We start from the raw sequence: 20,195 nt of genomic DNA on the forward strand, positions 1-20,195 counted from the left end.
TATTCTAATGTAGAACTGTATAGAACAATTCGCTAATTTCTTCTATTTTTGTAAATTCAAAACCAATCATTTAAAGAAAAACAAATGCTACTTTTAGGCTTAGACTTAGGCACATCTTCCATCAAAGCGTCAGTTGTGGACGGTTCAACTGGTAAATTGGTTGCTTCCGCACAATTTCCAGATACAGAAAATACAATTTCTTCTCCAAAACATGGTTGGGCTGAACAAGACCCCGAAATGTGGTGGAATTGTATTCAACAAGCCATTTTACGCTGTAATGCGACTGGAAAATATAATCCAAAAGATATTCAGGCCGTTGGAATTGCCTATCAAATGCACGGATTAGTGATGGTAGATAGAAACCTCACTGTTTTGCGACCTTCCATTATCTGGTGTGATAGTCGTGCTGTAGAGATTGGTAATAAAGCATTTGAAGGCATCGGGGCAGAACAATCATTGTCGCACTTATTGAATTCTCCTGGCAATTTTACGGCCTCAAAATTAGCTTGGGTTAAAGAAAATGAACCACGAATTTATGGTTCTGTTTTTAAAATCATGTTGCCAGGCGATTTTATTTCCATGAAATTAACGGGCGAAATCACCACTTCAAATTCTGCACTTTCGGAAGGTATTTTTTGGGATTTTCAAACAAATTCGGTCTCTGAAGATGTGATGAAATATTATGGATTTTCTGCTAACATTTTACCTGATATTCGTCCCGTTTTTTCAAATCATGGCGGATTGAGTAGTTCGATAGCTGATTTTTTGGGGTTGAAAGCGGGTGTTCCTGTTACATACAAAGCGGGCGACCAACCAAATAATGCCTTGTCGCTTAACGTGTTAGAGCCTGGAGAGTTTGCAGCAACGGCGGGAACTTCGGGCGTGATTTATTCAGTTTCTGATAAAGTGAGTTTCGAACCAAAATCAAGGGTAAATACTTTTGCCCACGTCAATCATCAAATGAATAATGAAAATCGTTTGGGAACTTTGCTGTGTATCAATGGAACGGGAATTTTGAATCGTTGGGTGAGGGATAACATCGCAGGAGGTATGAATTACCAAACCATGAATGAATTAGCTTCTAAAATTACCGAGGGAGCCGAAGGTTTGAAAGTTTTACCGTTTGGAAATGGCGCTGAAAGGGTATTGGAGAATAAAACGATTAGTTCGACCTTTCAAGGAATCAATTTTAATATTCACACCAATGCGCATATTATTCGTGCCGCTCAAGAAGGAATTGCCTTTTCTCTAAAATATGGAATGGATATTATGGCTGAAAACGGAACTTCCCCTTCGGTAATTCGAGCTGGAAAGTCTAATATGTTTTTGAGTGAAGTCTTTTCTCAAACATTGGTAAATGTAACGGGTGTGAGTGTTGAATTGTACGATACTGATGGTGCAAAAGGAGCAGCTTTGGGCGCAGGAATTGGAAGTCAATATTTTAGTAAACCTAAAGATGCGTTTCTCAATATGCAAAAGATTGGGTTAATTGAACCAGATGCGTCAAAATCAGTGGTTTATGAGGAAATTTATGCTGAGTGGAAAGCTTATTTGGATAAGAAATTGTAGAATACGTTTTTAATTTATATCATAAAATAGCCATTATTTAGATGAATAATGGCTATTTTTGTGCTTTTATTTTTCCGCAAATTTCATGTCTTCGCAAAAACACTTTAAATTATTATTTTTCTTTTTGGGGTTTTTCTCATGCTTCTCCAAAGTCAATGCTCAGCAAGTATATACCCCTTTCGTGTTTAGTCAAATTCCACAAGATTACCAATTGTACGCAAGAAATGATAACAATCTTGCGATAATTCCCATTCAAGGAACTATCCAAGATAAGGGATGGATAGCAGTTTCAATTTCTGTGTACCGAGAAAATAAATTATTTGGTTATCAAAAAGTGAATGTTCAGGTTAAAAATCCAGAAGATTCATTTTCTGCAAATCCAACTATTAAGGCAGAAAAAGCGGAATATAGTATTTTTATTTATGCTTTTAAAAATGACCAAGATTCAGTTTTAATCACGAAGCGAACAAACATCGTGGCGGGTGATTTTTATGCTATTTACGGCGATTCAAACGGTAATACTCAGAATGTCGTAAATTATTATTCAACTAATAAGTACATCAGAACTTTTGGTAGGTATAATCATGAGGCACAGCGGGATTACTTGCCCAAAGATACCACTTGGTCGCAAAATGAAAATTATTTTTTGCCACGTGTGGGTGCTTGGGGAACGATGCTACAAGAATTAATTGCCAGTAAATACGAAATTCCAGTGGCTATAATTACTGGAGGAGGACCGGGAATGAACATTGATTTATTGTTAGACCGTGAAGGAACGGGCGTAAATCCTGGGGGCGTTTATAATACTTTTGGTTACAGAATTAAAAAATCTGGCTTGATTAATCATATAAAAGGGTTCTTCATTTGGCACGGGGTTTATGAATTATTTAGTAAACCCAATCCTATCGAATATGATGCAAAAGTTAAAAAGTTGATGGGCTACTTTAAACAAGATTTCCCAAATATTCAGCAATATGTGGATTTTCAAAGTGCCATGGTAAGATTCAATTTGAATGGAGATGCAGGAGCTTCCATTAGAGAGTCGCAAAGAATTTTGGCTTCATTATTTCCTAAAGTTATTCCGTATTCCGTGGAGGGATTGGCAGGATATGAAGGCGTACATTACACTTTAGATGGATACAACAATTGTGCGAATGAAATGTTGAGCATCATTGAACCGCTTTTTTACAATAAACCACAAGAGGCAAATATTTTATCGCCCAATATTCTGAAAGCATTTTATGTTGACCAGACTCACCAAAAAATTAAAATGGTGTTTCAAGAGAATCAGCAGGTAGTTGCAGGGAAAGATACAACGGTTAAAATCAACGGGCAGAATACTGATTTATCTTTAAAAAAATGGTTTTATCAGGACGGAAATTTTACTAAAAATATTGATATTCATGAAATTAGTACGAATGGAAATACGATGGTTTTATTCAATCAGAACGGATATAACGCTAAGAAACTATCGTATTTACCCCCATTTCATAGTGCTTACGCTGATGATTTTCCCGTTTTTGTTGGCCCATATATCAAAAATATTTTGGGTAAAAGAGCATTAAGTTTCAACGTGGTGAAAATTCAAGAACCTTTAGCAAAACCGAATAATTTAAGCGCTACTTCAACTGTCAGTCAGATAAAATTAACTTGGAATAACGTCCAATTTCCAGTGAATGCTCAATTAATTATTGAAAGAAAATCGGAGAATGAAGATATTTATAAAGTAGTAACAGTATTTAAATCAAATATTTCAGAATTTACAGACATTCGTTTGATAAGTGCAACTACTTATAATTATCAAATAAAAGTGGTTTCTGATTCTTCTGAATCTGTTTATGCACAAATTGCTGCAAAAACTTTGGAAGGTTTGGGGAAACCCAAATTGTCCGCTACAACTTTATATAATAACAAAGTTCAGATTTTATGTAGTACCGTTTTCGGGGCTGAAACCTACATACTTTATAGAAGATTGAAGAATTCTTCTTCGAGTGCTATTTTATTGAATTTTAATAGTAATACTAAGACGTTGATTGATAGTAATTTAGTGCCAAATCAAACATACGTGTATAAGGTTATTACCACCAGAAGTCCCAATGAAATGACTTCAGATTCTATTGAAGTAACCACCCCAGCTTTGTTGGCAAAACCTGAATTGTCTTCTATAATTTTGTATTATAATTCTTTAAAAATAAGCTGGAAACCAACTTTAGGTGCTATTTCTTATCAATTAGATAGAAAAATTGCTAATGAAGATTATAAGAAAATGGCTACTTTTGATGGCAAAGTAATTGAGTTTTTAGAGACTGATTTGAAGGAAAATACACTTTATACTTATCGGTTAAAAGCCTTTGGGGATAAAACTGAATCAATTGAATCCGAAATTTCAAGCCAAACACCCGCAATACTACAAACGCCAGAAATTTCTTCGGATATTATCACACATGAAAGCATTAAATTGCAATGGAAAGCTATTTCAGGGGCAAATAAGTATGTTTTAGAGCGTCAGGCGGTGGGAGAAACGACTTATCAGAAAATTTTTGAAACGGCGAATTTATTGGAGTTTACCGATGCTAAATTAAAAGATAATTTATTGTATAATTATCGTTTGAAAGCCTTGAGTAGTAATTCTGAATCCAATTTTGCCAAAATTGATTTGAAAACCTTAGTGATTTTGTCCACTCTTTCGGAGGAAAATAATTTGTTTAAATTGTTTCCAAATCCTTCTCATGAAAAACTGACCATTTCATTTGTTGAACTCACTTCTGGAAATATATCTTTCATTGATTTGTCAGGTAAATCTATTTTTGAACTGAATTTACTGAAACAAAAATCAGTAGAAATTAATGTTTCTTCTTTCAAAAAAGGTATTTATCTTGTCTTAGTCAAAACGAATCAAGAACTTTACGTTCAGAAAGTCATCATTGAGTAGAAAACTTCTTTTCTGAAGGATGGATTTTTTGAATTTAATCCTCAAATTTTTAAAACTTTAAAATAAAATTAACCTATAATGTCAATTTTACAAGCCATTCTCCTTGCCATCATCGAAGGAATCACTGAGTTTTTACCAATTTCATCCACGGGTCACATGGTTTTGATGAGTTCTTTTCTGGGAATTGAGAAGGATAAATTCACAAAACTCTTTGAAATATGCGTTCAATTAGGGGCAATTTTGGCGGTTGTGGTTTTGTATTGGAAGAAATTTTTCGATTTCTCAAATTGGCAATTTTACGTTAAACTCTTGATTGCGGTCATTCCAGCACTAATTTTTGGAAAATTATTCAACGATTTAATTGATGAGCATTTAGAAAACCCTGCCTTTATCGCCGCTGTTTTGTTAGTGGGTGGAATTATCTTATTGTTTGTAGATGGATGGTTCAAAAGTCCAATTATCCACGAGGAAAGTGACATCAATAACATAAGTGCCATTAAAATTGGACTGTATCAATGTTTGGCAATTTTGTTTCCGGGCTTAAGTAGAAGTGCGGCCACAATTATTGGCGGAATGCAACAACGATTGACCCGAAGTTTAGCTGCTGAATTTTCATTCTTTTTGGCCGTTCCCACGATGGCCGCTGCTACTGGCTATAAATTATTGAAATTTATCCAAGAAGAGGGAAGTTTATCGGGTGAGGAATTAAAATTATTGGGTATTGGTAATATTGTAGCATTCATCGTGGCAATTTTGGCCATTAAATTTTTTATTAGTATTTTAAATAAACACGGCTTTAAATACTTTGGGATTTACCGAATCATTTTGGGAGTTGGTATTTTGTTGATGTTAGCAATTGGAAATAAATAATGGAAATAAAAGAAAACACGCAGCCAATAGTAGATTTAGGAGAATTTATTTTAATTGATAAGCCATTAAGATGGACATCGTTTGATGTAACTAAAAAGTTGAAATTTGCGGCAAAATTTAAAAAAATTGGCCATGCTGGTACACTCGACCCACTCGCTACGGGTTTGCTCATCTTATGTACTGGTAAAATGACAAAGCAAATTGATAATTACCAAGCCAAAGAAAAAGAATATTCGGGTACTTTCGTATTAGGAAAAACAACGCCTTCGGTTGATTTAGAAACCGATTTTGATGCCGAATTTCCTACTGAACATATTACTATTGAGATAATGGAAAGTGCTTTAGGTAATTTCAGAGGCACTATTTTGCAAATTCCACCAATTTACTCAGCGATTCAGGTAAATGGAAAAAGACTGTATGAATTAGCCAGAAAGGGAATTACAGATGCAGATATTGAAATTAAATCGAGAGAAGTTGAAGTTTCCAAATTTGAAATAGATACGACAAATTTCCCTGAAATTGATTTTTCAATTGTATGTTCAAAAGGAACTTATATTAGAAGTTTAGTTCGTGATTTTGGCATGGCGTGTGGTTCTGGTGCTTATTTGAAGGCACTCAGACGTGAGCGAATTGGGGAATACAACGTAAAAGATGCCTTAACGGTTGAAGAGTTTATAAAAATTAGAAAAATTGATTAGCGGGTTAGCCGTAGCAAAGAAAAATGAACGTTTATTACGGAATTCAAGAATTTAAGAAATTAGAGAATGCAGTCGTAACCAGTGGCACTTTTGATGGTGTTCATTTGGGACATCAAAAAATATTAAATCGCCTAAATCAAGTAGCAGATTTAACAAATGGACAAAGTGTTGTTATTACCTTCTATCCACATCCAAGAAGTGTAATATCTCCTGATAATCAGATTGTTAAATTGCTTTCTACCCTTGATGAGAAGATTGAATTGTTGGAAAATAGTGGGGTAAATCACCTACTCATTATTCCTTTTACAAGGGAGTTTTCAGAACTTTCTTCCGAAGAATTTATCCAGAAAATCTTAATTGAAACCATTGGTACCAAGACGCTTGTCATTGGTTATGATCATCGTTTTGGCAAAAATAGAGAAGGTGGGTTTGATTTTTTGAAAGCAAATAAAGAAAAATACGGTTTTGATATTGAAGAAATTTCACGCCAAGATATTGAAAATGTTGGAGTCAGTTCTTCAAAAATCAGAAAAGCACTACAAGAAGGTGATGTTCCGACGGCCGACCATTTTTTGGGAAGAAATTATTCCGTATCTGGTTTGATTGTGAAAGGAAAGCAATTAGGTAGAACAATTGGATTTCCAACCGCAAATATTCAAGTGCGTGAGATTGCAAAATTAATTCCTTTGGATGGGGTTTATGCCGTGAAAGTATATTACAAGGATGATGTTTTTGGTGGGATGCTAAATATCGGAAATCGTCCAACGGTGGATGGTACTTACCAAACAATTGAAGTAAATATTTTTGATTTTGACCAAGAAATTTACGGGGAAAATTTGAAAGTGGAATTTCTGCAAAAAATTCGTAACGAAAAGAAATTCAATGGATTAGATGAATTAAAAGAGCAAATTGCAAAAGATAAAATTACCTGTAAAGGCATATTGAATATTTAGCAAACTATCTTCCTGTCTCTTTGACATCAATTCCTTTTTTAGAAGCATATTTAGAGCGATCAAGCAAATAAACATCCAAAATTGCCTTTGGGCGGGCTAAATATTCACGAAGGTAGGTTCTATAACCGGTGGGCACATCCTGGGCGGCAAAAGCTACCGCATCAATGCCTAATTGATTCGCCAAAAACAAGGCACGTGCATTGTGAGTGGGTTGCGAAATAATGGTAAATTTTTGCTGATTAAATACTTCTTTACATCGAATAATGGAATCATATGTCCGAAAACCCGCAAAATCTAAAGTCATTACGTTTTCGGGAACGCCCAAAGCCATTAATGCTTTTTTCATATCATTGGGTTCATTATAAAATACCGAATCATGATTGCCACTCAAAATCAAAAACTTAATTTTGCCTTCCTTGTATAATCTTGCGGCTGCCTCCATTCTATACCGGAAAAACATATTTTCTTTTCCTCCTTGTATGGCTTTACTTGTTCCTAACACAAGTCCCACATCGTTTGAAGGTATATTTCCGATGGTGTAATAATTTTTTTCTTCGGTTGAAAATACAATCCAAATATTAGCCAATAGAACTCCCGACAGCGTGCAAAAGCTGAGAGCAATAATCCACTTTATGAATCTTTTGAAGTAAATCGTAAATTCAAATGGTTTTTCTATCGATATTTCTAATGTGGTTTTCAGTATGTTCAAGTTTTTGTATAACTTCCCGAAGGATAATGACCTTTCGGGAAGTTAATTTACAATATTTTTTTGACCTTTAAAACAATCCTAATTGTTCACCCGTACCAACATCGCTAAGTTCTGGAAAATCCATTTCTTCTGGCGCTACTAATTTTTTGGGCAACTCCATTTCAATAACGGTGGCATTATCAGCATTACTGGATTCAGTAATCTCAGGTTCAATAATTCTCGAAGCCAATTGTTTAATATTTTGGACAATATTTGTCGTCAATTTACTGCCAATTGCTTTCCATCCTCTAATTTCAGTTATCTCATCAATGTTTATTTCTTCTTTTACAACGGCAGCATTCTTATCTTTTTTATGCGAAACCTCCACTCTTGGATAATTATCAATGGTGGCAAAAACCAGTTTTGAACCTTTTTCATCCGAGATAAATAAGAATTTTTTGTCGATAGTCGTCGTTTCAATTCTAAATCTTTTAGCATAATAAATCTTTGAAGCACCTTCAAAATAAACCGCTGTAATGATACTTTCTGGAATAAATCTGGCGATTACCATGATGTCTTTATTCTCATAACGATTGGTTAATTCGAAATTGGTTAATTCGTATTGTCCATCAATATAAATGACCAAAATGGCATCTTTTGCATCAAAATTGCCCAAATAACGACCATGCTCATCCCGATTTAGTCGGCCAACATTTTCATCATAATAAATATCAACGCCACCAAGCGTTGAAACGCCCGCCGACTTCATCACAATTTTTCTGATAGGATATTTGGTCAATACATTTCCCATCGAATCCCGTCCTTTGATTAATAAGCCTTTAAAATCAAAGTCAAATTGCTTTACACGTGCGGTACAAGAGGCAGTCAAATTAATTTGAATTGTTTCTGCTTCGCCATTATCATTAGCGGTAAAGTACAAAATCTTTGATTTCGGATTTCCGATGGTTAAATCGTATTCACGGTCACGAGTTACTGCGGTAACTTTAAATCTTTTAATGTAAGAAACTCCCGTTTTTGCATCAAAATACACTAAATTATAAACTTTTCTATCATCATTTTTCTTGAAAACCGAAACGTAAATAATGTCTTTTCCCACAAAAACTTTCTCTTGAATTTTCACTACCATACACTTTCCATCTTGGCGAAATACAATTATATCATCAATATCCGAACAGTCCTCTACAAACTCTTCTTTTTTTAACCCATAACCCACAAAACCACCCACTCTATCCACGTATAGTTTTTGGTTATTTGCGGCAACAACCGCCGCTGAAATGGTATTGAAGTTTTTTATTTCGGTTTTACGCTCACGACCTTTGCCGTGTTTCTTTAAGATTTCTTTATAATATTCAATTGAATAACGAATAATATTTGCCAAATTATCAAGCACTTCTGCCAATTCATCTTGCAATCTTTTCATTAATTCATCCGCTTTGAAAGCATCAAATTTTGAAATTCTTTTGATTCTGATTTCTAAAAGTTTCAAAATATCCTCTTCCACAATTTCACGGTAGAATTGTGGTTTGTAGGGTTCTAAACCTAAATCGACGGTTTTTATTACCTTTTCAAACGTCTCACATTCCTCAATATCACGGTAAATTCTATTTTCTATAAAGATTTTTTCGAGAGAACTGAATAATAAACGTTCCATCAATTCATCTCTTCGTATTTCCAATTCACGTTCCAATAGTCGAACGGTTTGTTGTGTACAAGTCTTTAAAATTTCGGTAACGCCCACAAAATGTGGTTTGTCAGCAATAATAACGCAGGCATTGGGAGAAATTGAAACCTCGCAATCCGTAAAGGCATACAAGGCATCAATCGTTACATCTGGAGAAACTCCAGGGGCTAATTGAACTTGAATTTCAACATCTTTTGCGGTGTTATCAATTACCTTTTTGATTTTGATTTTACCACTATCATTCGCTTTGATGATTGATTCAATCAAATTGGTGGTGGTAGTTGAAAAAGGTATATCCTTGATGATCAACGTTTTTTTGTCGAATTCTTCAATTTTTGCTCTTACTCTAATTTTACCTCCACGGTTTCCATCTTGATAATTAGAAACATCAACATAACCACCCGTAAGAAAATCTGGATATAACTCGAAAGGTTTATTTTTGAGGACATTGATAGATGCTTCAATCAATTCTACGAAATTATGAGGCATAATTTTCGTCGAAAGTCCTACGGCAATTCCTTCTACGCCATGTGCGAGTAACAAAGGAAATTTTACGGGAAGCGAAACCGGTTCACGTTTACGACCATCATAAGAAAGTTGCCATTCGGTAGTTTGTGGATTGAAAATTACGTCAGACGCAAATTTTGACAATCGAACCTCAATATAACGAGCCGCCGCCGCACCATCTCCCGTGCGATAATCTCCCCAGTTTCCTTGACAATCAAACACCAAATCTTTCTGACCCATGTTGACCATCGCATCGTTTATGGACGCATCTCCGTGGGGATGATATTGCATCGTTTGCCCGATCACGTTGGCAACTTTATTGAAACGACCATCGTCCATTTCCTTTAAAGCATGGAGAATTCGTCGTTGTACTGGTTTAAGGCCGTCTTCTACGGCAGGGACTGCCCGTTCTAAAATTACATAAGATGCGTATTCTAAGAACCAATTTTCGTATAATCCTGCTACGGCAACTTGTTCATGTAGGCCATCTTCAGGGGGTAAATTGATAATATTATCTTCTAAATCTTCTGGCTGGGTTTTGTTTTCCATTGATATGCTAATTCCTTCTGTTTTTTAACTTAATGGTGATTCGTAAAACTGCGTTTACGAACAATAGAACCCTAATTTACAAAAAAAATAATGAAGGAAAAAATTTAGGAATCTGAAACATCATCGAGTCAGAATTATATATTTCGTTGGTAAGTAAATGAAATGATTTTTTACGTTTTGCAAAATACCCACCTGATACTCGTTTTTAGGCATTGCATCGGTAGGAATAGTTGTCATAAAACCATCCGTAAAAAATTGACCTCTTTTGAGAAGATTGACCTTACTATTTCTACGATGACTGGTAGCACTAATGAAGGTGTTTTGGGGAGATTTGAGGATGATATAAACATCACCTTCGTACGGCAAGGAGAAATTAGTTAAATAGTAAATGGTGCTGTAATGAGAGTTAGCAATGTTGAATTCTAACAATGAATCTTTTTGAATGACGATTGAATGAAAAACTGGCTTTTCTACGGTTATTTTATCCAAATTACTGATGGCATTTTGTAAATCACTTTTTGGGAAAATACTTATTTTTTTGTCATAAGATTGTTCCAAAATGGCAGCAATATTTTGATTAAATAATTTGTCATTCACGATCGATATTTTATTATTTTGGTAATTCACCGCATCAGCTTCTTGAGATTCTCTTTGAAAACATAGTAATTCATAATTAGAATACCAAGCATAAATATTGAATAACAGCCCAAAAATAAGCATTAATAACCCTACAATTTTTATAAAATTAGTTGATTTATAATGTAAAATTGTGACGTACAGCAATACCAACGCAATCACGGAATTATGCAAATATCTATTTTGATATCCAGCTTCGATGGATGTCCATGAACGACTCAACGCAACTAAGGCAGCGGTGATTGATAAATATAGAAAACAGGCAAACAAAAATAGGTTTTCTTGAGGAAAATACTTCTGGAATTTAGTTTGAAAATTTTTAAATAAAGAAGTTAAAACTAAATTTAAATTGATGATTGCTAAGAGGGTAAATATCAATAAACCTCCCAAAATAGTAATGATTACTTGGTGCTTATTTTTAAATAAATCGTAAATAAAACCACCCCAAAATCCGCCAAAACAACCAATCAGTCGAATAGGAGTGCTCAAACTTCCAGCGATATTTGAATTTTGTGCGGTGTAATATCCATGAAAATAAAAAGCCGCAACTACCACCATCAAGATAATCCAAATGATTAATTGTTTGAACCTTTTTTGCAAAAATAGTAATAAACCTCCTACGCCAAAAGCAAATAAACCATTGCCGTGGGTAAACGTTAGAACGATGATTAAAAGCAGAGAAATCCAAAAGTTTTTGGGTTGAAAATAGATTAAACTATAAAATAAAAACATCGCCCAAAATACATTACCTACTTGTTGAAGTATAGAAATAGTCCAATAATAATTTTGGTAGGCAGACGGCTGAAAAATGAGTAGGGCTACGGGGAGAATGTACCAATCAGCGAGGTTTAATTTTTTAATGATTAAGGCAAAAAAAGTAAAAATCCCCAAATAGTATAAGGCAGAGAAAACATTAAGTAATTTCCAATCTAAATACCCTTGAATGTAATAATCCAGCAAGACAAATAACCTCGGAAATATAATGCGGTGTTCGTTGTGTTGGTTATAAAGGGCATTGAGTTTTTCTTGAAAATTTATCGAATCGTCTTCAAAAATGGTTACAAAACGAAGTAAATGAAAGTCATCTTGATAAAAAAAATTGTAGGAAAATTTGTAACAAACGATATAAAAGATTGAAATAATAATAAAAATGGCAAAGACTGAAAATTTATTAAGAAAGGAAAAATTGACAGAATTCATGCGTTAGTTGAGGTTTAAAGCGAAATTTCAAATACAAAACATTTGCAAATTTAAGTAGGTAGAAAATGTTTTAGTTAATTTATTACTTATAATTATTAAACGGTTACGGGTTTTCTATCGAATCAATCACCATCAAAAGTTCAGCAATCATCATAGCAGTAGCTCCCCAAACAGTGGTTTCTAAAATATCATAAAAGGGAGTGTCAATTTCTACACCTCTGACATTCAATACTTTACGTCCTATGATTTTAGGGTTATGAATATCAGAAAGGGCTATTTCAATAACTTTATCAACTTCCCGTGGGTCAGGGAAAAAGTCTGGTTTGCGATTCATGTATCCAACCACGGGTTGCACATAAAAATTTGAAGGTGGGATGTATAATTTCGTTAATTTCCCTAAAATTTTAACATCCGAAACCCTCACACCAATTTCTTCTTGTGCTTCACGTAAGGCAGTTCTAATTAAATTTTCATCTTCTTTTTCAGCTCTGCCTCCTGGGAATGCCATTTGTCCCCCGTGTACGCCATCGTACTGAGGACGTAGAATTAAGGGAATAAATACTTGATTTTCAGAAGGATAGAATAAAATTAAAACCGCACTCTCCCGTGTCCTCTCATTGGGAGAGGCCATTTTTAACTTCAGACGGGATTCTGAAGCCATTTTATCATGAGCAGAACTGCCAGGTAATGGTTCGTTAAGTCGTGTTTTAAGTTTCTCTATAAAATTGACGAAATCAATCATTTATGTTATTAACGATAATATTCTACTAATTTCTCCGCACATCTTTCGCCATCCATTGCTGCCGACATGATACCGCCAGCGTAACCTGCCCCTTCACCACAAGGAAAAAGCCGCTTTATTTCAACGTGTTCTAAGGTTTCTTTGTCCCTTGGAATTCTCACGGGCGAAGAAGTTCTACTCTCTATTCCGATAATTTGGGCTTCATTTGAGGCATAATTTCTCATTTTTTGTCCAAATAGTTTTAAGCCTTCTTGCAAGGGTTTACCAATAAAGTTGGGTAAAATATCCATCATATCCGAAGATAATAAACCAGGTTGATAAGAAGTATCCAACATAGACTTTGAGACTTTACTTTGAATAAAATCTCCCACTAATTGGGCTGGTGCAGTTTGACCTCCACCCGCCATTTTACACGCTTTTTGTTCCAATTCTTTCTGCAATTGCAAACCTGCCAATGCGCCAAAATGCTTGTATGGTTGTAAATCTACTTCATTAATCGCTACAACCATCCCTGAATTGGCAAATTTAGAATCACGCCGAGACGGTGACATTCCATTCACAACTAACTCTCCTGGGGCCGTAGCCGAAGGAACAATAAAGCCTCCTGGACACATACAAAAAGAAAACACGCCTCGTTGCACTCCTTTAAAATAAGTTTGTCTTACCAAACTATACGACGCAGCGGGCAGATATTTTCCCCGTTCTGGCTGATGGTATTGTAATGAATCAATCAAACTTTGCTGATGTTCAATACGTACGCCCATCGCAAAAGGTTTGGATTCAATTAATACGTTTTTTTTCTGACATAATTCAAAAATATCTCGTGCCGAATGACCCGTTGCTAAAATGACGCCAATACCAGAAATTTCGTTTCCGTTTGCTAATATAACACCTTTTATCTCGTTATTTTGAATGATAAAATCAACCACTTTAGTGTCAAAATGAACTTCTCCTCCCGATGATAAAATGCTTTCACGTAGTTCTGCGACCAATTGAGGCAATTTATTTGTGCCGATATGTGGGTGAGCATCCACGAGAATTTCTTCAGTTGCTCCGTGAGCTACTAAAATTTCTTGAACCCTTCTAATATCGCCTCTTTTTTTACTTCTGGTATAAAGTTTTCCGTCGGAATATGTTCCAGCACCGCCTTCGCCAAAACAATAATTTGATTCGGGATTTACAATGTGGTCTTTGTTGATGGCCGCCAAATCTCGCCTCCTTGCCCTAACGTCTTTGCCTCTTTCCAACAAAATTGGTTTAATGCCTAATTCTATTAGCCTTAAAGCTGCAAAAAGACCCGCAGGACCTGCCCCAACAATGATGGCTTGCTTGGCATTTGAAACGCTGGAATAGTTTTTTTTGAAAGCAATAACAGGAGTAGGAATTTCATCCATAAAAACTTCTAACTCAACATTTACTTTTACTTGTCGCCCACGAGCATCAATTGAACGTTTGAGGGGACGAATTAAAGCATCTGCATTTGCTGGAAATTGAAGTAATGTATGAATATGCGTGTTGAAATTGACTTCATCAAAAGCAATTTCAGGCTCCAAAACGAGCGATAAATGTTTGTACATAATTTGTAAGGTATTTATCCTTAAATTAAAATTTTGTAATTATTTCAAGGGTATGAAAACCATATTTACTGGAATTTCGAGATTATTATATTTTATATTATTTCTAAGAATCATTTTTAACTTCGACAATTCAATTACTGCGAAGGTTCCTTTAAATCCTTGAATATTTATTTCTAATTTTGTAGAGTTTTCAATAAGTCCCCAAGTTCCGTAGGCTTGTGCTTGTTTTGAAACTTTATCATACGAACGAACAATCCCCGTATTATCAAAAATGTAGGTTAATTGGTCAATGAATTTTGCATCACCCGAAAATAATGCTGGGTCGATGGGCGTATTATCGGCGGTAGTAAAACCACTGATAATCCATTCCGAAGATTTGATGGCTTCAACCTTTTGAGCCGCTTCAATTTTTATTTTTTCTTCTTCTGTCAAGGAAGGATTGGTATTTTCATCTTTAGCACATGAAAAAACGCTCATTGAAATCAAAAATATTAAAAGTAATTTGAAGTGTCTCATCTCGTTCTTTTGTTTTTCAGTACAAATTTAAAAATTTTAATTGATGAATGTCAGACATTTATCTTCTAAACGTGATAAAAAAGTATTTTATTTTCTGCTTAATATTCGTGTGCGCTCAGTCTTTTGGACAATCTGACTGTCAAAACACAACCAAATATACGCCTTCTACTCAAAATGGCGTTATTAATTGGCAACAATTTGCTGAGTTTTCGTTGCCATTCAAGGTTATTTATACGGGTCCAAGATTTAGAGATTCTCTCCAATTACCGCTGAAACATGGTTTTTCACATTTAGCAAATGTTACACCCGCTGATATGAATTTACCTCGAAAGAATCGTGCCGTTCTGTGGGGTGGGACTGCCAGTTTGAGAGGACAACCGTGGTATGAAATTGAAAGTCCTTGGGCGAATGATTTACAAAAATACCAAGAAAAATGGCGAAGAGAAGTGCGTGAAATGGCGGATATGTTCACGGATACGCAGGGGAAAGCGATGCCCAATCTGGATATTTTAATGCTGGATGTGGAGCGTGAAATTCCTACCGATGCAGCCATTCGTTTCTTAAAAGCCGATACAACTTTACCCATTCAATACCGTAAATTATCGGATATTGATTTTACGGAAAGATACAAAAAAGACTTAGCAAAAATTTATGCAGAACCTATTAAGTACCTTAAAAACAATGGAATACCTAACACAACTCAATTTGCTTCTTATTCAGATGCACCCATAAAAAATACTGAATTTCCCTTGAATTATACTTGGCAAGAATGGCAAACGAGCGATAAAGTTCTGAATTATTATATGATTGATTCGGTCAGTAAAAAAGTAGGAGGGGAGTTTTACACTCAGAATAATTTCTTAGCTCCATCGGCTTATTTTTGTTATGAATACGGTTTGATAAAAGAATATCCAAACATTGCCTATCAGCTTTTTCAAGTAGAGGCAAATGTGGCTCGAAGTAACAAAGATATTATGCTTTTCGAGTGGCTGTCGTACAATAAATGTCAGGCAAATTCTAATTATGGGTACAATCAATCCATCAAAAAACATTTGATTGAAGCGCAGGCAATTATGCCTTTTTTCTCGGGAGCAAAAGGAATTTGGCTTTGGGAAGGCCCTATCAATCCTGATAGTTTGAATTATTCGAGATACGAAACCTACGTAAATTCATTGTACAGATTATCGTTGTTTAAGGACTTTTTTACGGGTAATTATCGACTCATCATCCCAAAATCAGCTTACCAACATTTTCAAGACCGTGACCCAATTTGGCGGGGCGTTTTGAAAGGCAATGAAATATTAATTGCGGCCATCAATGAGTTTGCGAACGACAATGAAACCACGAATTTGGAAGTTAGTTATGGTGGTTGGAGTCAGAAAATCCAATTGAAAGGGAAAGAAACGTTTCTCTGTAAATTCCAAATTCCAGATTTGCAAACCAATTATTCATTGTATCCCAATCCTAACAAAGGCAGTTTTACGTTTGAATATTTTGGGGATAATTTTCTGACTGGAAACTTGAGAATTGTCGATTTTTTGGGAAGAGAAATTTTATCGCAATCATTTAATGGTACTACTCGAAAACAAAATTATGAGTTGAAATTAGCTTCTGGGAATTATTTTTTGCAATATTCGGAAGGTGATAAAAATGTTATTAAAAAGATAATAATTCTATGAAAATTAAATTTATGGCAATTATTTTTCTTTGTATTTTAACGATTTCCTGTCAAAAATCTAAGCAAAAACTCACAGAACCCGCTTTTTATTTTTGGAAATCAAGTTTTAAACTTTCTGAGTTTGAGAGAAATACTTTGAAAGATAACCAAATTAAGAAACTGTACGTTAAGTTTTTTGATATTTCGTGGAATCCTCAAAAGTGTAAACCTCAATTGGTTGCTCCAATTCAATTTGCCGAAAATCTACCCGATTTTTGCCAAATTATTCCCGTTGTTTTCATCACAAATCAAACCTTTGTAAATCTTCCTGAAGCTGAAATTGATAGTTTAGCCAGCGCTATTTTTGAGAAAATTTCAAAAATGTCCAAGCAAAAAAACGCAGAAATTCAAATAGATTGTGATTGGACGCTTTTGACGAAACGCAAATATTTTCGATTTTTAAAAATCATCAGAAAAAACAATATTTTGCTTTCCGCAACGATTCGTTTGCATCAGGTAAAATTCTTTGAAAAAACGGGTGTTCCTCCCGTGGACAGAGGAATGTTGATGTGCTATAACATGAGCGACTGGCGGAATCCAGAAACGCAAAACTCCATCTACTCTACATCGGTTTTGAAGCAATATATCCAACGATTAGAAAATTATCCTAAACCGCTCGATGTGGTAATGCCCATTTTTCACTGGACGGTCATTTTTAGAAATAATCATTTTTTGTTTTTTGTGAATAACTTGGGTTCAGAGGAATTGAAAAATAATGCTAACTTTACTCAATTGTCTAATAATCAATTATTTGAAGCAAAAAATGATGGTATTTTTAATAATTTTTCAATTCGGAAAGGCGATATATTCCGATGCGAGAATTCTGATTTTGAAGAAGTTTTAGCAGGTTCTGCATTAATTTTAGAGAAAATATCAAACGAAAAACTTACATTTGCTTTATATCATTTAGACGAAAAAAGCCTTACCACTTACTCCAATGACCAAATCCAAAAACTACTTTACATTCACGAAACGCTCCGTTAAAATCTTTGCCATATTCACCCTTCTTGCCTGTGGGCCAGGTATGGCGGATTATGATGAATTTATGAGTTTTTTCATGCCTGAAAGTTCAAATGCAACGGCTGAAAATCAAAAATATCATTATACACCCATGATTTTTTATAATGATAATGAAGGCGAAGGACAAACTTCTGTCGACGATACAACCGATCTTACCGAAGTTGAAAATTTACAGGCTTGGGTAAAATATTGTGAAGGTAAAATCGCTGAAAAAGAAATTCAAAGTGGGGTATATAAGTCAATTGTCGGTTCTGATTTGCAAACCTATTTCAAAAGCTACAAAAACCAGTTGGCAATTGATTATTTGGTTTTTGTTCAAAAAGTGGAGAAAAAAGAAGAAGCTTTATTAAATATGGATGGAGAGACGAAATCCATAGAATATCCTGTAAATGATATTAAGATATTAACGCAATTATTTGGGCGTGCGAAACATGATTTTTTGAAAGAACGTATTGCTTTTCAAATGGTTAAGACACTTTCAAAGGCAAAAAAATATCAAGAAGCCATCACATTTTTCAATAATAATTTGCTTCCGATTAAAGATAAATCATTTATTTCAGATTGGGCATTGATGCGAAAAGCGGAATCTGAAATTGCTTTGGGCGATTCTGTGGAGGCATATTATGACTTTTCAAGAGTTGCTGAAAAGAGTAAATCTCATAGAAATCAAGCGGATATTTTGGTGCGTTATCGGATTGGAGGTTTTCCAGAGGAGGCAATTAAATTTTGTAAAAATGACCACGAAAAAGCCTCACTTTATGCTTTTGCGGGTATAAAACCAGGCGTTGATGCCTTGCCCATGTTGGAAAAAATGGTTGAACTCGACCCTAAAAATCAAATGATTGAATTGATTATGGCTCGTGAAATTAATAAAAATGAAAAATTTTATTACGACCAAATGTATTCAGAATATAACGACGATGAAACGAAAAAAACTGTGAAGTCGGAACAAGAAAAGGCAACAGATTATTGGACAAAACTAAAAGAATTTTCTGTTAAATGTACTGATAATCAAGTTCTTCCCAAAACTGGATTTTGGCAAACGGCCTCTGCTTATATGGAATACGTGCAAGGAGATTACGCAAAATCTGAGGAATTTTTGACCCAAGCAAAAGCCATTAAAACCACCAACCAAGCACTTGAAAATCAAATTTTATTACAGGAATTGCTGATAATTTCTAAAAAATCAGAAGTAATTACGCCAGAAATCGAAGCTGCATTTTTACCCATTTTAGCCAATTTCGCCAAACCCAAAGATTTCAGAATCAGTAATGCGGTAGTTGAATCGTGCAAAATTTTATCGGCAAAATATCGGGGAATATCTGCTGTTCAAAAAACGGAAAGTAAAGGTGGATGGTTGTCGAGTTGCTCAAATAAAAAAGAGGAGAATCAAGGTTTTGCAAATGCCCCTCATGCGGTGGCAAAGGCATATTTATTGACAATGCTGACGACTTACCAAAACAATAGTAGTCAAGAATACGGCGGTTTTGAGTCGCAAAAAGATATGTTTTTGATTGAAGATACTACCTCTTTAGCAACGATTGAAAAGGTTACTGCCTATTTTTCGGAAGGGAATAAATCGGATTTTGATAAAGATTTGCAGAAATTAGTAGGTTTTGATAATGACGATTTATACGTACTCATGGGGAGACGAGCCATGGACGAAGCCAATTATGCCACAGCCGCTGAAGCATTTGGAAAGGTTTCTCCAAGTGTTTGGAAAAATGACGAATGGAAATATTTTGACGAAGACCCTCTTTATATTTCCACAAAATATGATGCCAATAAAAAGAATTTGAATGACACGCCCTATACTTTTGCCAAAAAGATTGCGGACTTAGAAGCAAAATTAAAAGCCAATCCAAGCGATGCAGAAAGTGCTTATTTATTGGGCTGTGGTACGTATAACACCACACATGAAGGGAATTCTTGGATTTTGAGGAGACATTCTTGGAGTAGTGGAGAGGTTAATAGTTATTCAAAAAGCAATTATGACGGTGATTATTTCCAAGCGAATAAAGCAAAAGAATTTTTCATAATAGCATCAAAATCGAATAATCAAGAATTGGCAGCGAAGGCGTGTTTTGGTGCGGCTTTGTGTGAAAGAGATGCTTATGGAGTTTTCATTTCGCTTCAAGAATCTAATCCCGATGAAACGCCAGAGGTTTTTCAAGCAAGAATGGATATAGTTAGAACTACTAACTATTCTGAATATTTTAAAATCCTGTATTCAAAATATCAAAATACAAAATACCAAAAACAGGTTTTGGAGGAATGTGGAGATTATTCGTTGTTTAATGGCGGAAAGTAAAATCGGGC

14 protein-coding genes are annotated in these 20,195 nt (G+C 34.9%); 8 read left to right on the forward strand and 6 right to left on the reverse strand.

The genetic code is table 11. The features are described from left to right. Nucleotides 1-84 precede the first annotated feature (84 nt). The 5 genes from AC1W31_RS09655 to AC1W31_RS09675 all read left to right on the forward strand — a co-directional run bounded on the left by AC1W31_RS09655 (nt 85) and on the right by AC1W31_RS09675 (nt 7,022). Complete coding sequence (locus AC1W31_RS09655) at nt 85-1,569, forward strand: xylulokinase (protein WP_481734226.1); 1,485 nt, start codon at nt 85-87, stop codon at nt 1,567-1,569. Between the two features lie 85 nt (nt 1,570-1,654). Continuing rightward, nucleotides 1,655-4,501: a T9SS type A sorting domain-containing protein gene (locus AC1W31_RS09660; protein ID WP_481734227.1), complete on the forward strand. Its 2,847-nt coding sequence runs from the start codon at nt 1,655-1,657 to the stop codon at nt 4,499-4,501. 78 nt (nt 4,502-4,579) lie between these two features. Further along, on the forward strand, nt 4,580-5,371 hold the full coding sequence (locus AC1W31_RS09665; RefSeq protein ID WP_481734228.1) for an undecaprenyl-diphosphate phosphatase: 792 nt from the start codon (nt 4,580-4,582) through the stop codon (nt 5,369-5,371). Further along, nucleotides 5,371-6,069 (forward strand): tRNA pseudouridine(55) synthase TruB, encoded by a 699-nt coding sequence (truB, locus tag AC1W31_RS09670; protein WP_481734229.1) that lies wholly within the window; start codon nt 5,371-5,373, stop codon nt 6,067-6,069. Before AC1W31_RS09665 ends, truB begins: the two co-directional genes overlap by 1 nt. Nucleotides 6,070-6,092: 23 nt before the next feature. Next, entirely contained in the window at nt 6,093-7,022 is a 930-nt protein-coding gene (locus tag AC1W31_RS09675; RefSeq protein ID WP_481734230.1) for a bifunctional riboflavin kinase/FAD synthetase, read from the forward strand. Between the two features lie 4 nt (nt 7,023-7,026). Here the strand turns inward: AC1W31_RS09675 and AC1W31_RS09680 are convergent, their stop codons facing one another. The 6 genes from AC1W31_RS09680 to AC1W31_RS09705 all read right to left on the reverse strand — a co-directional run bounded on the left by AC1W31_RS09680 (nt 7,027) and on the right by AC1W31_RS09705 (nt 15,139). After that, on the reverse strand, nt 7,027-7,722 hold the full coding sequence (locus tag AC1W31_RS09680) for a SanA/YdcF family protein (protein WP_481734262.1): 696 nt from the start codon (nt 7,720-7,722) through the stop codon (nt 7,027-7,029). Nucleotides 7,723-7,798: 76 nt separating this feature from the next. Next, entirely contained in the window at nt 7,799-10,468 is a 2,670-nt protein-coding gene (locus tag AC1W31_RS09685) for a DNA gyrase/topoisomerase IV subunit A (protein WP_481734231.1), read from the reverse strand. 120 nt (nt 10,469-10,588) lie between these two features. Further along, complete coding sequence (locus AC1W31_RS09690) at nt 10,589-12,304, reverse strand: hypothetical protein (protein WP_481734232.1); 1,716 nt, start codon at nt 12,302-12,304, stop codon at nt 10,589-10,591. Nucleotides 12,305-12,407: 103 nt separating this feature from the next. Further along, nucleotides 12,408-13,046 (reverse strand): NUDIX hydrolase, encoded by a 639-nt coding sequence (locus AC1W31_RS09695; protein WP_481734233.1) that lies wholly within the window; start codon nt 13,044-13,046, stop codon nt 12,408-12,410. Between the two features lie 8 nt (nt 13,047-13,054). Beyond that, nucleotides 13,055-14,623 carry an NAD(P)/FAD-dependent oxidoreductase gene (locus AC1W31_RS09700; RefSeq protein WP_481734234.1) on the reverse strand — a complete coding sequence of 523 codons (1,569 nt, stop codon included), beginning with the start codon at nt 14,621-14,623 and terminating at the stop codon, nt 13,055-13,057. A gap of 39 nt (nt 14,624-14,662) precedes the next feature. Then, the gene (locus AC1W31_RS09705; RefSeq protein WP_481734235.1) at nt 14,663-15,139 is read right to left on the reverse strand and encodes a hypothetical protein; all 477 of its coding nucleotides are present in this window, start codon (nt 15,137-15,139) and stop codon (nt 14,663-14,665) included. Nucleotides 15,140-15,186: 47 nt separating this feature from the next. Between AC1W31_RS09705 and AC1W31_RS09710 the strand changes: the two genes are divergently transcribed. The 3 genes from AC1W31_RS09710 to AC1W31_RS09720 are packed head-to-tail and all read left to right on the forward strand — an operon-like array spanning nt 15,187 to nt 20,187. Next, complete coding sequence (locus AC1W31_RS09710) at nt 15,187-16,818, forward strand: T9SS type A sorting domain-containing protein (RefSeq protein ID WP_481734236.1); 1,632 nt, start codon at nt 15,187-15,189, stop codon at nt 16,816-16,818. Then, nucleotides 16,815-17,840, forward strand: a complete 1,026-nt coding sequence (locus AC1W31_RS09715) for a hypothetical protein (RefSeq protein ID WP_481734237.1) — start codon at nt 16,815-16,817, stop codon at nt 17,838-17,840. The genes AC1W31_RS09710 and AC1W31_RS09715 overlap by 4 nt, the downstream gene beginning before the upstream one ends. Next, nucleotides 17,794-20,187: a hypothetical protein gene (locus tag AC1W31_RS09720; RefSeq protein WP_481734238.1), complete on the forward strand. Its 2,394-nt coding sequence runs from the start codon at nt 17,794-17,796 to the stop codon at nt 20,185-20,187. The genes AC1W31_RS09715 and AC1W31_RS09720 overlap by 47 nt, the downstream gene beginning before the upstream one ends. Nucleotides 20,188-20,195 lie beyond the last annotated feature (8 nt).

This window comes from Arcicella sp. (genome assembly GCF_964672035.1).